Genomic DNA, 13,141 nt, shown 5'->3' on the forward strand with positions numbered 1-13,141 from the left:
GAGAGTCCCATGAACAAGAATCTGACCATCAAACTCGGCGCGATTGCTTTGTTGATCCTGCTGTTGCTGATCCCGTTGTTGATGATCGACGGCATCATCGATGAGCGTCAGCAACTGCGCGACGGTGTGCTCGAAGACATCGCGCGCAGCTCCAGTTACAGCCAGCAACTGACCGGGCCGGTGATGGTAGTGCCGTATCGCAAGGTGGTGCGCACCTGGAAAACCAACGAGAAAACCAACAAGCGCTACGAAGAAGTCAGCGAAGCGCGCGGGCGTTTGTACTTTCTGCCGGAGCGTTTTGAACTCGACGGCCAAGTGCAGACCGAGCTGCGCAAACGCGGTATTTACGAGGCACGGCTGTTTCACGCCGATAACCGTATCGACGGGCATTTTTCCCTGCCGGCGCAACTGGGTATCAAGGAGAATTTTGCCGATTACCAATTCGACGCGCCGTTCCTCGCTGTTGGTATCAGCGACATTCGCGGCATCGAAAACGCGCTGAAACTCGAGCTCGCCGGCCAGCAACTGGACTTCGTGCCCGGCAGCGAAGTGGCCTGGATCGGCGAGGGTGTGCACGTCACCCTGCCGGCGCTCGACGCCAGCAAAGCCACGCAACTGACCTTCGGTTTCGACCTGCGCCTGCAAGGCACCGGCTCGCTGCGGGTGGTGCCGGTGGGCAAGACCAGCAGCGTCAGCCTCGCCGCCAATTGGCCGCACCCCAGCTTCGTCGGCAACTTCCTGCCGGCCAAGCGCGAGATCAACGATCAGGGTTTCAGCGCCGACTGGCAGACCTCGTTTTTCTCCACCAACCTGCAAGAGGCAATGGAGCGCTGCGTCGCTGGCGACTGTGATGCACTCAACGGCCGCAGCTTCGGCGTGAGCTTCATCGACCCGGTGGATCAGTACCTGAAGAGCGATCGGGCGATCAAATATGCGCTGCTGTTCATCGTCCTGACATTCGCCGGTTTCTTCCTCTTCGAAGTGCTGAAAAGCCTGGCGGTGCACCCGGTGCAATATGCCCTGGTCGGTGTTGCGCTGGCGTTCTTTTACCTGCTGCTGCTGTCGCTGTCGGAACACATCGGTTTTGCGCTGGCGTATCTGTTGTCGGCGAGTGGCTGCGTGTTGCTGATCGGCTTCTATGTCAGCCACGTCCTGCGCAGCGCGCGGCATGGCTTGAGTTTCTCGGCCGGGCTGGCGGCGCTGTATGGCCTGCTGTACGGATTGCTCAGCGCCGAGGATTACGCGCTGTTGATGGGCTCGCTGATGCTGTTCGGTCTGCTCGGCGTGTTCATGGTGCTGACGCGCAAACTGGACTGGTACGGGATTGGTTTGAAGTCCGCCAAGCCGCTGGAGTTTGATGTGGAGGCGATGCAATGAGCGGGTTGAGGGCTGAGCGCAGGGAAGTGGCGGTTCTGCTGACGCTGATTGTTGCAGCGCTGCCGCCAGAACCGAGGTGGTGCCATCGCTGGCAAGCCAGCTCCCACAGGATATATGCCGACACACAGGTCAGCGGTCTGTCCCGATTCAATGTGGGAGCTGGCTTGCCAGCGATGGGGGCAGATCAGGCGCCGCAAAATCAGGACTTGGGCATCGTCGCCACCATGGACGGTCGCTGACTCACCTCGAAATACCAGTTGGCCAGTTGCGGATTGGCTGCACGCCAGTCCATGTCCGGGAAGCGCAGATCCAGATAGCCCAGCGCGCAGGCCACGCTGATCGCCGCGACATCGAAGTGGCTGGTCAGCTCGGCAATCGCTTCGCTCTCTAGCACGGCGAGGGCGCGGCGGATCTTGTCGCGCTGAGCGTCCAGCCATTCGTCCCAGTGTTTTTCCACCGGGCGCAGCACGGTTTCATAACGCACCATCACCGAGGCATCCATGATCCCGTCAGCCATCGACGCCAGCGTCAGGCGCCGCCAGCGCGCCGCACCTTCACGGGGGATCAGCGGATTGCCGACGTGCTGCTGGTCGAGGTACTCGAGGATGACGCGGCTGTCATGGATGACATTGCCATCGGCCAGGCGCAGGGCGGGGATTTTGCTCAACGGGTTGTCGGCGATCAGCTCCGGGTTCGGGCTGACCGGGCTGAGCACACAGTCCTGCAGCGCGACACGATCCTGCTGACCGGTTTCGTGCAGCAGCACCATGACCTTGCGGACGAAGGGCGACAGGGTGTTGTGGTACAGGGTCATGCTGGGGGCGGACATGGCAAGGTCTCGATCAGGACAATGATCGGGCAGCATAGCCTGCTCGCGTCCGGCGCAGAACCCATGTGGGAGCGAGCCTGCTCGCGAAGGCGTCGTGACAGTCGACTGTGATGTTGAATGTCTGGGCGCTTTCGCGAGCAGGCTCGCTCCCACAAGGGATTCTCAGCTTCGCGGCAGAAAACCTCTTATCGCCAGAAATGCCGGCACGCCAAGCCCGACCCAGCTCAAGGCATCCCAGATTCCATCCCCCAGCAAGGCCGCAAACAGCCCCGCCGCACTGAGCAGGGCGATCACGATCGGTGTACTGAAAACCTTCCAGAAACTCGACTGACGCGGCTTCATGCCGAGGCCTCCGCCGGTTCCAGAACAGGCTTGGCCGCCTTGCGCCGCACTACCCAAAGATAAACGCCACTGGCCAACACGATGATCGTCAGCACATCCAGCGTCGCCCAGAGAATCTTCATCGGCATGCCGCCGTAGTCACCAAAGTGCAGCGGCTGCGACATGCCCATGGCGTCCATGTACCACGGCCGTTCGGCCACGGCGGTGACTTGCAGCGTCGTGGCGTCGATCAGCACCGGCGTCAGCAGGTGCGAGGTCAGGTGCGTGCCGCCCTTCATGAACACCGAATAATGGTGCTCGCTGGAAAAACGGGTGCCGGGGAAGGCGATGAAATCCGGTTTCATCCCCGGTGCGACTTCCTCGGCGATGTCGAGCAGCCGCGTAGCCGGGGCCAGTTGGGTCAACGGCGGCGCATCGCGATACGGCGCGATCAGCGTGGTCAACGCGTCGTTGCGCCAGGCGGCGATGAGCAGGTCGGCGCAGGCGCTGATCACTCCGGTCACGCCCACCACCAGGCACCAGGTCAAAGTGACGACGCCGATCAAATTGTGCAGGTCGAGCCAGCGCAGTCTTGTCGATTTGTCCTGGCGCACGGTGCCGAATTTCAAGCGGCGCATGAACGGCAGGTACAGCACCGTGCCGGACACGATCGCCACGACAAACAACAGACCCATGAACGCCAGCAGCAGCTTGCCCGGCAGCCCGGCGAACATGTCGACGTGCAGGCGCAGGATGAACAGCATCAAGCCACCGTTGGCCGAAGGGGTTTCCAGCGCTTCGCCAGTGCGCGCATCGAGCATGAAAGTGTGCGAAGAGTTCGGCTCGGTGTCGGCCGTCCTGGCCATGATCGCGAACGCCGCGTTCGGCTCTTCGTCGTCATAACCGAAGTACTGCATGACTTCGCCCGGGCGATGTTTCTGCGCGGCATCTACCAGTTGCTGCAGATCGAGTTGTGGCGTGTCGGCCGGCATCTCGCGCAGCTCCGGGGCGTTGCCCAGCGCGTGATCAATCTCGTGGCTGAAAATCAGCGGCAGACCGGTCAGCGCCAGCATCAGCAGAAACACCGTGCAGATCAGGCTGGTCCAGGTGTGGATGAACGACCAGCGGCGGATGGTTTTACTTTTCATTGCATGACCTTCAAAAACACCAAAGCCGTCCGGTACGGACGGCCTGGGAACATGGCCTGTTTCAGCTCACTGGCTTACCACTTGTAAGTGGCGCTGGCGACGACACTGCGCTGGTCGCCGTAGTAGCAATAGAAGCTGTCGCAGGTGGAAATGTAGTCCTTGTCGAACAGGTTGGTCGCGTTCACCGCCAGCGATGCACCTTTGAGACTGTTGTCCAGACGGCCCAGATCATAATGCACGCTGGCGTCGAACACGGTATAGGCATCGGCCTTGCCCAGCCAGGTGTTGGCCTTGTCGCCGTAGGTGTTGCCGGTGTAGCGCACGCCGGCGCCAATGCCGAAACCGTCGAGCACGCCGGCGTGCCAGGTGTAGTCGGTCCACAGCGAGGCTTGTTGGTTGGGCATCAGTTGCAGGCGGTTGCCCTTGTCGACGCCTTTCTGCACTTCGGATTTGGCCAGGGTGTAGGCGGCGATGACTTTGAGGTTGTCGGTCACATCCGACACCGCTTCGAGCTCCAGGCCTTTGACCTTCACTTCGCCAGTCTGGCTGGTCACCGAGACGTTGTTGACGAAGGTGTTCACCGCGACGTTCTTCTGGGTCAGGTCATACACGGCGGCGGTCAGCAGGGTCTTGCTGCCCGGAGGCTGGTATTTGACGCCCAGTTCCCACTGCTTGCCTTCGGTTGGCTTGAGCGAGCCGGTCGAGGTGGCATCGGCGCCCGTGGTCGGCTGGAACGATTCGGCGTAGGACAGGTACGGCACGAAGCCGTTGTCGAAGACGTAGCTGAGCGCCGCGTTGCCGCTGAATTTCTTGTCGCGCTGGGTGTTGGTGGCGTCGCTCTGGTTGATGAATTGGGTGCTGGTGTGCACCCAGTCTTCACGGCCGCCGAGGGTCAGGCGCCACTGGTCGAGAGCCATTTGGTCCTGCACGTAGAGACCGGTCTGGTAGGTCTTCTGGTTGTAGTCGTAAAACGCCGTGGAGCGCGCCGGACGTACGATCGGCTGGCCGTAGATCGGGTTGATGACGTTGGTTTGCAGACCATCCCCAAAGATCGAGGTGTAGTTGGTGTTGCTGCGCTGGTGATCCAGACCCAGCAGCAAGGTGTGGCGAATCTCACCCGTGGCGAAGTCGGCCTGGAAGTTGTTGTCCACGGCAAACTGGCTGATGTCTTCGTCGACGCTGGTGCTGGTGCGGCCGACGTTGCCCTCTGCATCCACGGTGGTGAACGGATAGGAACCAGGGGTCAGCGACTGGAACGACAGGTCCGACTTGGTGTAGCGCAGGTTCTGTTTGAACTGCCAGACATCGTTCAACCGATGTTCGAAGGCATAACCCAGCGCGTAGTAGGTGCGGTCGTAGTATTCCCAATCCGGATCGCCGAGATTCTTGTGATGGGAAATATCACCGAGCGGCGATTTGATCTTCGTGCCCTGGATCGGCAGAAACTGGCTGGTGATGCCGGTGTCGTCGCGGGTGAACTGGCTCAGCAGAGTGAGTTTGGTGTCGTCATCGATGTTCCAGGTCAGGCTCGGCGCGATGTTGTAGCGCTTGTTGTCGACGTGATCGACCTGGGTGCCGCTGTCGCGCACCACGCCGCTGAGGCCATAGAGAAACTGCCCGGCGTCATCGATCTTGCCGGTGCTGGCGAAGTTGATCTGGCGGTGATTGTCGCTGCCGTATTGCAACTGGATTTCGCTGCTGGCTTCAGCGCTCGGGCGGCGGCTGACCATGTCGAGCAAACCGCCCGGCGGGGTCTGGCCGTACACCGACGAGGCCGGACCGCGGAGCAGGGCGAGGCGGTCGAGGTTCCAGGTTTCCTGTTTCGGGTTGGCGTACACGCCTTTGGGCAGCGGCAGGCCATCGAGGAACTGGGTCGGTTCGAAACCGCGCACGCGCAGCCAGTCGGCGCGGGTGTCGCTGCCGTAGCTGCTGGCGGTGATGCCCGGCATGTAGCGCACGGCATCATCGAGGCTGTGCACGCTGCGGTCGTCCATTTGCTGACGGGTTGCCACCGAAATCGAACGCGGTGCTTCGACCAGCGCAGTGTCGGTCTTGGTGCCGGCGGCGGTGCGGGTCGCGGTGTAGCCTTCGACCGGGCCCCACGCGCTTTCGAAGTTTTCCACGCCGATGACCGAAGTTTCCGGCAGGGCCAGCGTGCCTTCCGGCACGGCCACCAGGGTGTAAGTGCCGGCGCTGCTCTGTTCCAGTTGCAGACCGGTGCCGCGCAAAGCCGCGCGCAGGGCGCCGGCGGCGTCGTACTGGCCGTTGACCGGCGCCGAGGTTTTGCCGGCGGCCAGCGCAGGATTGAGCGACAGGGCGAGGCCGCCCTGGCTGGCGATCTGGTTCAGGGTGGTCGACAGCGGCGCCGCCGGCAGGTTGTAGGCGCGCACGCTGGACGCTTGCTCAGCGGCGAGCAACGGGCTGCTGATCAGCGGCGTGCCGAAAGCGATGGCAAAAGCCAGCAGACTGGGGCGCAACAAGGTGTCTGGCGAACGGGACATACGGCGGCTCCTGAATGGAAATATTTCTCAATTGCCTGTGTGCCGGACGAGATTGGAAAAGTGATAGGGCTGGGTGGAAATTCTTTTTTGCGGGAAATGGTTGTGCGGCTGATGGCGCCTTCGCGAGCAGGCTCGCTCCCACACTGATCATTCCCACGCTCCGCGTGGGAATGCCTCAATGAACGCTCTGCGTCCGCTTCGGCAGGGACGCAGAGCGTCCCGGGCTGCATTCCCACGCAGAGCGTGGGAACGATCATGTCAAGGGGCGGAGGGCTCCGCCTTCGCCACGGTGACCCAATACGGCGTATGCCGCTCGATCTGCACTGGCAGAGTCGGCAGCAATGCACTCAGTGCCTTGTCGGTGTCATGCAACGGAAAACTGCCGGTAATGCGCAGATCGGCCACTTCCGGCGCCACACCCAGATGGCCACGACGATAGCGCCCCAACTCGTGCACCAGATCGCCCAGCCGGGCGTTGTCCACCACCAGCATGCCGCGCGTCCAGGCATCGGCGCCGGGGGCGAGGGCGGCAATCGAGCCCAGCCCGTCACTGCGCAACAGCACCTGCTGGCCTTCGCGCAGAACCAGTTCTTGCGGGTTGGCCTGGGCATGGGCCGCGACCGCCGACTGCAACACGCTCAGGCGTGTGCCATCGTCCTCGCGCTTGACCAGAAACCGCGTGCCCAGCGCGCGCATGCTGCCTTCGCGGGTTTCGACGATAAACGGCCGCGCGTCGCCATGCCCGGTCTCGACGAGAATTTCGCCTTCCTGCAACACGATCAAGCGGCGCTCGTCATCGAAGCGTACGTCGACCGCGCTGTGGGTATTGAGGTTGAGCAGAGTGCCGTCGGACAGGCGCACGGTGCGCTGTTCACCGGTGGCGGTGCGCTGATCGGCGAGCCAGTAGTCCAGCGGCAGGTAGCGCTCACTGACAAACAGCCCGAGCCCGATGATCACCACGACACTGGCCAGCCCACTGCCGAGTTTGCGCACGCGGCGTCGAATGCCTTCGCGCGATTGCAGCAACGCACTTCGGGCCGGGCCCTTGGCGACGCTGAAGCGCTGATCGAGCATGCCCAACTGACGCCACGCGCGGGCGTGTTCTTCATGGGCCGCGTGCCATTTGGCGAATTCCTCGCGCTCCAGTGCGGTGCTCGAATCGAGGGTCAATTGCCAGGCAATCGCCGCGTCCAGCACATGCGCCGGCACCGGGCGCGAACTGGCCGCCGTCATGTCGGCTCACCGTACAGGGCGATGTAGCACTGGCGCAGGCCTTGGGCCAGATACTGCCGCACGCGCGGTACCGAGACACCGAGTTTGTCTGCGATTTCGGCGTGGCTGAGGCCGTCGAGGCGGTTATACAGGAAGGCCGCGCGGGCCTTGGTCGACAACTTGCCGAGCAGGCGATCAATGGCTTTGAGGTCGTCGAGGATCATTTGCTGTTCTTCCACCGACGGTTGTTCGTCTTCGGGGATCAGCATCAGTTCGGTGAGGTAGGCCTGTTCCAGCGCGGCGCGGCGGAAGTAGTCGAACAACAGGCCTTTGGCGATCGCCACCAGAAACGCCCGAGGTTCGCGCGGCGTCAGCAGTTCGTCGCGGTTGAGCAGGCGCACGAACGTGTCCTGGCTCAGGTCTTCGGCACGCTGCGGACACGCCACATTGCGCCGCAACCACGCCAGCAGCCAACCGCGATGGTCGCGATACATCGCACCGACGAGCTCACTGTGGGGGTTGGGCACTGACGACACCGGACATCACCGATTGGGAAATGTTAACTAACGAGAATAGTTCGCGATTCTGGCAGAGGTGGGAATGGTTAGCAATTGGCCACTGGTCAGGTGATGAATCAAGGGCAGCCCCTCACCCTAGCCCTCTCCCGTAGGGAGAGGGGACTGATCGGGGGATATTCTGGAGGTACACCGACCTGAACGATTTTCAGCGATTCCTCAATCGACTCGGTCTTTCAGGTCGATACAAGGCTTCAGACACCACGATCGGCTCCCTCTCCCTCCGGGAGAGGGCTGGGGTGAGGGGCTTTTGATCTGAATGATTCTAAAAGGACGGCGCCTGCTGCCGCCGCTTCCACTGGCTCAACCGCTGCTGCAACTGCAACGGACTGTAAATCTGCTGCGCCCGCGCCCGGCTGAACAGAATCAATGCCAACTCCGCCGTGGCCAGCGCATCGGCACTCGCGTTATGCCGCTCGAACACTTCAAGCCGGAACCATTCGATCCACTCATCCAGCCCGGCCTCGCGAATCTGCGCCTGCGGACATAACAACGGCGAGATGTCCGCCACATCCAGAAACACATGCTGCAGCTTATGCCCCAGATGTTCTTTCACTGCGCGCCCGAGCATGTGCTGATCGAACGGCGCATGAAACGCCAGCACCGGGCTGTCGCCGATGAACTCCAGCAACTCCAGCAACGCTTCCGCTGGGTCGCTGCCTGCGGCAATTGCACTAGGGCCGAGGCCATGAATCAGCACGCTGGGGCTGAGCTTCAATTCGCGGCATTGCAAGGTGCGTTCGAACTGCTGACGGAAATCGATCGCGCCGTCCTCGATCACCACCGCGCCGATCGACAGAACCCGATCCTTGCTCATATTCAGGCCGGTGGTTTCCAGGTCCAGCACCACCCAGCGCTGCTCACGCAGGCTGCATTCGCTCAGCTCGGCAAGCGCCGGCAGCTTCGCCAGCCGCTGCTGCAAGTCCGCCGACACCACGGGGCTGGCCGGGCGTAGCCAGGAGAACAGGCTCATAGCTGATACCGCAAGGTCAGGCTGCTTTGCAGGCGCTGCGCCTGGCGCAGGGATTCGCGCAGGATGCGCCGGTCGAGATGATTGAGGCTGTCGGGATCGACGCGGTTGGAGTACGGCTGGTTCTCCCGGGTCTGGAGCTGATGCTGCTGCATCCGCGTTTGCTGAATGAAGTGATAGGCCTCTTCATACGCCGCGCCGTCGAGCGGCTCGATGACTTGTTTATCGACCAATTGGCGGAAACGCTCGAGGGTGTTGTTGGCGTCGATGCCGTTGGCCAGCGCCAGCAAACGGGCACCGTCGACGAACGGAGTCAGACCCTGAATTTTCAGATCCAGCGTGGCCTTCTCACCGTTCTTGCGGGCCAGCACGAACTCACGGAAGCGCCCCACGGGAGGGCGATTGCGCAGGGCATTTTCGGCCAGCATGCGCTGGAACAAACGGTTGTCAGCGACTTGATCGAGGATGCCCCGGCGCAATTGCTCGCAGCCTTGCTCATCGCCCCAGACCACGCGCAGGTCGAAATAAATGCTCGAGCCCAGCAGGTTCTCCGGCGTGGCTTCGCGGATGAACGCCGCAAAGCGCCGCGCCCATTCGGCCCGCGACAGACACAGCTCGGGATTGCCGGCCATGATGTTGCCCTTGCACAGAGTGAAACCGCACTGCGCCAGGCTCTGGTTGATCTGCTGGGCAATCGGCAGCAGCTTGCCGCGTATTTCTGCTGCGTGCGCGGCATCGCGGGCATCGAACAGGATGCCGTTGTCCTGGTCGGTGTGCAGCGTCTGCTCGCGTCGGCCCTCGCTGCCGAAACACAGCCAGCTGAACGGCACGCCCGGGTCGCCCTTTTCCGCGAGGGTCAGTTCAATGACCCGACACACCGTGTGATCGTTGAGCAGGGTGATGATGTGAGTGATCTGCGTCGACGACGCGCCGTGGGCGAGCATGCGCTCGACCAGTTGGCCGATCTCGCCGCGCAAGGTCACCAGTTGTTCGACCCGTTGCGCGCTGCGGATGGTCCGGGCCAGGTGCACCAGATCGACCCGTTGCAGGGAGAACAGGTCACGCTCGGACACCACGCCGCACAAGCGCTGATCCTTGACCAGGCAGACGTGAGCAATGTGCCGCTCGGTCATGGCAATCGCCGCATCGAAGGCGCTGTGATCCGGCGACAGATAAAACGGTGAACGGGTCATGTGCTGTTCGATGGCGTCGCTGAAATCACCGACACCTTCGGCGACCACATGGCGCAAATCGCGCAGGGTGAAAATCCCCAGCGGCGCCTTGTGCTCATCCACCGCGACGATGCTGCCGACCTGTTGCTCGTGCATCAGCTTCACCGCTTCACGCAGTGGCGTATCGGCGCTGCAAGTCACCGGATGGCGCATCGCAAGTTCACCGAGACGGGTGTTCAGCGAGTATTGGGTGCCGAGGGTCTCCACGGCTTTTTGCTGGACTTGCTGGTTGACCTGATCGAGCAGGCTGCTCACCCCACGCAAGGCGAAATCGCGGAAGGCGCTGGAGAGGGCGAACAGTTTGATGAACGCCAGTTTGTTCAGTTGCAGGCAGAAGGTGTCTTCGCCCGCCAGATGTTCGGTGCGCGTGGCGCGTTCACCGAGCAGCGCGGCCAGCGGAAAGCATTCGCCGGTGGTGATTTCGAACGTGGTCTCGGTGCCGGGTTTGGTGATGTGCTGGCGTTCGCCGACCACCCGACCCTGTTTGACGATATGAAAGTGTTCCACCGGGCCGTCGGCCGGTTTGATGATGCTCTCGCCCTGGGCGAAAAAACGCAGCTGACATTGCTCCACCAGATAGGCGAGGTGGGCGTGTTCCATCTGATTGAAGGGCGGGAAGCGCTGGAGGAATTGCAGGGTGCCCTGAATGTTCTGCAACACCGCGGTTTTCCCTGCCTGGGTGAAGGCGTCCGCTTTGCTCATAACCATTACCGCAGTCTTTTTCGAATTGTTGTTGTCGGATCGTTGCGACCATGGTCGGCCCCGGCGGGCAGGGTGCCCATTGGACGTAAGTCTAGGTTTTGCCACCATTGGCCGATTTTCGGAAATAACCTACGCAAAAGCTCGGAAAAGCTTGCGCTAGCCACTTGGAAAAAATTCCGACGAAGTGCACATTGAAGCGCTGTCCGGTGATGTCTGACGACTTGCCAGGGATTGTTTGAACATTTAGAGAGCGCCATGTCCGACCACGATATTTTGAGCGACGCCGAGCGGGAAGCGCTCAGCGCAGTGATGCTCGAACCTGATCTGCCGCCGCAGCGTGTCCTGATCGTCGACGACGACAAGGACGCCCGCGAGCTGTTGTCGGAGATTCTCGCGCTGGACGGCATTCGCTGCATGACCGCAGCCAGCGGTGAAACCGCGCTGAAAATGCTCGATGAAAAGCCTTCGATCGGTTTGGTGATTACCGACCTGCGCATGGGCAATGTCGATGGCCTCGAGCTGATTCGCCAGGTGCGTGAATCGGTACGTGCAGCGATGCCGATCATCATCGTCTCCGGCGATGCCGACGTGAAAGATGCGATCGAAGCGATGCACTTGAGCGTGGTGGATTTTCTGCTCAAGCCGATTGATACGGGGAAGCTGCTTGAGTTGGTGAAACACGAATTGGGCATCGAGCCCTAGAAGCCCCTCACCCTAACCCTCTCCCGGAGGGAGAGGGGACTGACCGCGGTGTATATTCGTGGTACACCGACCTGAGACTGCTCAGTCGAACTCCGGTTCTGACAAACACAAAGATCGGCTCCCTTTCCCCCTCGCCCCCTTGGGGGAGAGGGTTGGGGTGAGGGGGTTGGATCTGCGCCGCTCCGCTAACCCGCCTCCGAACACATAAACAAAAAGGCCCCGATCTCTCGATCAGGGCCTTTTTCATTTCCAGCGTCAGCGCAAATTACAGACCATTCGCAGCCTTGAACTCGCGACGACGACGGTGCAGCACCGGCTCGGTGTAGCCGTTCGGTTGCTTGGTGCCTTCGATGACCAGTTCGACTGCCGCCTGGAAGGCGATGTTGCTGTCGAAGTCCGGTGCCAGCGGGCGATACAGCGGGTCGTTGGCGTTCTGGCGGTCAACCACCGGCGCCATGCGCTTGAGACTTTCCATCACTTGCTCTTGGCTGACGATACCGTGGCGCAGCCAGTTGGCGATGTGCTGGCTGGAGATGCGCAGCGTCGCACGGTCTTCCATCAGGCCGACGTCGTTGATGTCCGGCACTTTCGAGCAACCGACACCCTGGTCGATCCAGCGCACCACGTAACCGAGAATGCCCTGGGCGTTGTTGTCCAGTTCGTTCTTGATCTGCTCTGGCGTCCAGCTTGGGTTCACTGCCAGTGGAATGGTCAGGATGTCATCCACCGAGGCGCGCGCACGTTTGGCCAGTTCGGCCTGACGCGCAAACACGTCAACCTTGTGGTAGTGCAGCGCGTGCAGCGCAGCGGCGGTCGGCGATGGCACCCAGGCAGTGTTGGCGCCGGCGAGTGGGTGAGCGATTTTCTGCTCGAGCATCGCGGCCATCAGATCCGGCATCGCCCACATGCCTTTACCGATTTGCGCACGACCTTGCAGGCCGGTGCTCAGACCGATGTCGACGTTCCAGTTTTCGTAGGCGCCGATCCACTTCTCGGCCTTCATGTCAGCCTTGCGCACCACTGGACCGGCCTCCATGGAGGTGTGGATTTCGTCGCCAGTGCGGTCGAGGAAACCGGTGTTGATGAACACCACGCGCTCGCTGGCGGCCTTGATGCAAGCCTTGAGGTTGACCGTGGTGCGGCGCTCCTCGTCCATGATCCCGACTTTCAGGGTGTTGCGCGGCAGGCGCAGGACGTCTTCGATACGCCCGAACAGCTCGTTGGTGAATGCCGCTTCTTCCGGGCCGTGCATTTTCGGTTTGACGATGTACACCGAACCGGTGCGGGTGTTGCGCCGCGAGGTGTTGCCGTTGAGGTTGTGCATTGCTGCCAGGCAAGTCACCAGACCATCGAGGATACCTTCCGGTACTTCGTTGCCTTGGCTGTCGAGGATCGCATCGATGGTCATCAGATGGCCGACGTTGCGCACGAACAACAGCGAACGACCGTGCAGGGTCACTTCACCGCCGTTGGGCGCGGTGTAGGTGCGATCCGGGTTCATGGTGCGGGTGAAGGTCTGGCCGCCCTTGGACACGGATTCCGCGAGGTCGCCCTTCATCAGGCCGAGCCAGT

At 61.8% G+C, this 13,141-nt stretch carries 11 protein-coding genes; 2 read left to right on the top strand and 9 right to left on the bottom strand.

Annotated features, from left to right (window positions below; genetic code table 11):
- The first annotated feature begins 9 nt into the window (after positions 1-9).
- Complete coding sequence (gene creD / locus OQK_RS13320; protein ID WP_016772842.1) at positions 10-1,377, top strand: cell envelope integrity protein CreD; 1,368 nt, start codon at positions 10-12, stop codon at positions 1,375-1,377.
- A 199-nt stretch (positions 1,378-1,576) separates the two neighbouring features.
- Here the strand turns inward: creD and OQK_RS13330 are convergent, their stop codons facing one another.
- The 8 genes from OQK_RS13330 to OQK_RS13365 all read right to left on the bottom strand — a co-directional run bounded on the left by OQK_RS13330 (position 1,577) and on the right by OQK_RS13365 (position 10,867).
- Entirely contained in the window at positions 1,577-2,206 is a 630-nt protein-coding gene (locus OQK_RS13330; protein WP_016772843.1) for a glutathione S-transferase, read from the bottom strand.
- A gap of 162 nt (positions 2,207-2,368) precedes the next feature.
- Positions 2,369-2,548 carry a hypothetical protein gene (locus OQK_RS13335; protein WP_016772844.1) on the bottom strand — a complete coding sequence of 60 codons (180 nt, stop codon included), beginning with the start codon at positions 2,546-2,548 and terminating at the stop codon, positions 2,369-2,371.
- On the bottom strand, positions 2,545-3,675 hold the full coding sequence (locus tag OQK_RS13340) for a PepSY-associated TM helix domain-containing protein (RefSeq protein WP_016772845.1): 1,131 nt from the start codon (positions 3,673-3,675) through the stop codon (positions 2,545-2,547). The genes OQK_RS13335 and OQK_RS13340 overlap by 4 nt, the downstream gene beginning before the upstream one ends.
- Positions 3,676-3,749: 74 nt before the next feature.
- The gene (locus OQK_RS13345; protein ID WP_016772846.1) at positions 3,750-6,176 is read right to left on the bottom strand and encodes a TonB-dependent siderophore receptor; all 2,427 of its coding nucleotides are present in this window, start codon (positions 6,174-6,176) and stop codon (positions 3,750-3,752) included.
- Between the two features lie 258 nt (positions 6,177-6,434).
- Positions 6,435-7,409 (bottom strand): FecR domain-containing protein, encoded by a 975-nt coding sequence (locus OQK_RS13350; RefSeq protein ID WP_016772847.1) that lies wholly within the window; start codon positions 7,407-7,409, stop codon positions 6,435-6,437.
- Positions 7,406-7,882, bottom strand: coding sequence for an RNA polymerase sigma factor (locus tag OQK_RS13355; RefSeq protein ID WP_189691481.1), 477 nt, complete (start codon positions 7,880-7,882; stop codon positions 7,406-7,408). The genes OQK_RS13350 and OQK_RS13355 overlap by 4 nt, the downstream gene beginning before the upstream one ends.
- Before the next feature lie 346 nt (positions 7,883-8,228).
- Positions 8,229-8,936: a 3'-5' exonuclease gene (locus OQK_RS13360; RefSeq protein WP_016772849.1), complete on the bottom strand. Its 708-nt coding sequence runs from the start codon at positions 8,934-8,936 to the stop codon at positions 8,229-8,231.
- Positions 8,933-10,867, bottom strand: coding sequence for a putative nucleotidyltransferase substrate binding domain-containing protein (locus OQK_RS13365; protein WP_338000593.1), 1,935 nt, complete (start codon positions 10,865-10,867; stop codon positions 8,933-8,935). The genes OQK_RS13360 and OQK_RS13365 overlap by 4 nt, the downstream gene beginning before the upstream one ends.
- Positions 10,868-11,122: 255 nt before the next feature.
- Between OQK_RS13365 and OQK_RS13370 the strand changes: the two genes are divergently transcribed.
- Positions 11,123-11,569, top strand: coding sequence for a response regulator (locus OQK_RS13370; RefSeq protein ID WP_016772851.1), 447 nt, complete (start codon positions 11,123-11,125; stop codon positions 11,567-11,569).
- A gap of 265 nt (positions 11,570-11,834) precedes the next feature.
- Here the strand turns inward: OQK_RS13370 and OQK_RS13375 are convergent.
- The coding region (locus OQK_RS13375) for a malate synthase G (RefSeq protein ID WP_016772852.1) at positions 11,835-13,141 on the bottom strand (1,307 nt) is incomplete at its 5' end.

Origin of the sequence: Pseudomonas sp. R62 (assembly GCF_000257605.1) — a bacterium.
Taxonomy (GTDB): Bacteria; Pseudomonadota; Gammaproteobacteria; order Pseudomonadales; family Pseudomonadaceae; genus Aquipseudomonas; species Aquipseudomonas atacamensis.